Origin of the sequence: Thermoflavimicrobium dichotomicum (assembly GCF_900114055.1) — a bacterium.
GTDB classification, from domain to species: Bacteria; Bacillota; Bacilli; order Thermoactinomycetales; family Thermoactinomycetaceae; genus Thermoflavimicrobium; species Thermoflavimicrobium dichotomicum.
This window is the reverse complement of record NZ_FORR01000059.1, coordinates 1-1,853: the sequence shown is the minus strand read 5'-3', so window position 1 is coordinate 1,853 and position 1,853 is coordinate 1. Positions and strand designations below refer to the sequence as shown.

Below are 1,853 nucleotides of genomic sequence, written 5' to 3'. Positions count from 1 at the left end.
CAAAGCCAAATTCCCGATACTGGCGATAAAACGGAACGATGCTTGAGCCGACGATCGTGGAGAAAATGAAGTCAGGCTTAGCCTTCTCAATCATCTTGAGCGCTTTGGTCATTTCGGAACTTCCAAGAGGAAGGAATTGTTCACCTACGACTTCTCCGCCATATCGCTTGATCAAAGGTTTGAGTTGCCGGTGGGTCTCTCGCGGATAGATATAGTCGGAACCGATCAGGAAAACACGGGTTCCCAGGTGTTCCAACAACCATGGAACATGGTAAAGGACCTGTTGGTATACAGTCGGTCCGCAATAGAATACATTCGGATGGGACTCAAGCCCTTCAACCTGTGTGGGATAAAGGAGGGGGAGATCATACCTTTCCAAAATCGGCAGAATCGCTTTGCGGCAGGCCGAGGTATATGGACCGACTAAAGCCCAAACTCCCTGTTTGGCCAGCTTTTCCGCCATTTTAGCTGCAGTGAGGGTATCTGATTGGATATCTTCAACAACAGGGATCAACTTTACTCCAAGTTCTTTGGACTGGTTGATTAACTCGATGGTCATCAATGCTGTCTGATATTGTCCCTTTTCGATCAGCGCCGTCGTTCCACTCAGTGAAAAAAGGATGCCTATACAGTACTCGTTATTATTCTTCATTGAATCACCCCGAACATTCTATCAGACATGTATATGTATTATTTCAAATCATAATGGGTTGGCATGAACTTTCTGTGCTTGCCAAAAATTTTTCCTTTGTTATCAATAAATAAGATAGTGTTATAGCATGTGTTTCCATCACGTTCAGAAATACCAATAACAACAAAAATATGATTCCTCTGGGCAACCTCACATAAGGCAGAAGACACATTCTTTATGTTAGTTTTATTTACATGAATATCCGGTTGGCTTTATTATAGTGAATATATTCCTTTTCTCGCAACATTTATGTAAGATTATCTGACATAATTTTTAGACAGCACAGTGTTACTGTATGGATTTATCTTTTACTCGTCCTTTTAACTTTTCTACTACTTAAATCCAATTTTTGCGCAAGCTTTGCCTAGTGCAAATCCTATTCATTGGCTAACGAACATTTATAACTTCCTTCGACATCAAAGTGCAAGATTATGATTTTTATTTCCATTTTTGCGCAAATCAACATGCCTGCAATTTTTATTAAATAATCGATAAAGTAAAACCCAAAAAAAAACACCCTTTTCCAGGGTGGTTCCCGAACTTTACTATTGTTTTCTACATTTTATCGGAGTTCGAGGGAAAGTCTTAACAACTTTTTTTTTGACCGGTTTCAAATTCTTTGGTTCGTTGGTCTATTTGTTCCATTATTGCGCTGTCCCCTTGGTGATCCCTCTCGGTACACTAGAAGAACGTACAAATCGTTGGTTTTGATAAGTATAGCTAATGTTTTTATCCATTGGGTAATGGCGGAGCAAATAATCTCGAACTATTTTCCTTCCAAGCGAGGGAGTAATGCCCCTAAACCACGTCCCTTCCGGATACACAATGACAAGGCAAGCATCTTGGCAGCGTCCATTGCATCGGGTTCTGGTGGTGTGGATCTGGCGATCCAAGTTACATGCCGTAATTTCGGCCCGGATCGCCTCCACGACTTCATTCCCTCCCTTCTTGATACAACTTCCTCCATTGCAAATCAAAATATGATGTTGAGTCTCGGACAAATCTCATGTAGTCACCTGAACTTCCAAACTCGTTTAAAAAAGGGACAACATTGCGTTGTCCCTTTTGTTACATGCTTTTTTATTAAAAAACCTCATCTCGTTGCCCAGTGAGAAATTCGTTGGCCCGGGTATCAATGTCGCGCTTGTCCAACATTCCTGTT

3 protein-coding genes are annotated in these 1,853 nt (G+C 41.3%); all 3 read right to left on the bottom strand.

The features are described from left to right. Positions 1-652: transporter substrate-binding protein (locus BMZ78_RS18325; protein WP_175482573.1), on the bottom strand; the 652-nt coding region annotated here is incomplete at its 3' end. A 38-nt stretch (positions 653-690) separates the two neighbouring features. Next, positions 691-861: a nitrilase-related carbon-nitrogen hydrolase gene (locus BMZ78_RS19705; protein ID WP_175482572.1), complete on the bottom strand. Its 171-nt coding sequence runs from the start codon at positions 859-861 to the stop codon at positions 691-693. Positions 862-1,335: 474 nt separating this feature from the next. Beyond that, complete coding sequence (locus BMZ78_RS18315; RefSeq protein ID WP_341849652.1) at positions 1,336-1,620, bottom strand: (2Fe-2S) ferredoxin domain-containing protein; 285 nt, start codon at positions 1,618-1,620, stop codon at positions 1,336-1,338. Positions 1,621-1,853: the final 233 nt, after the last annotated feature.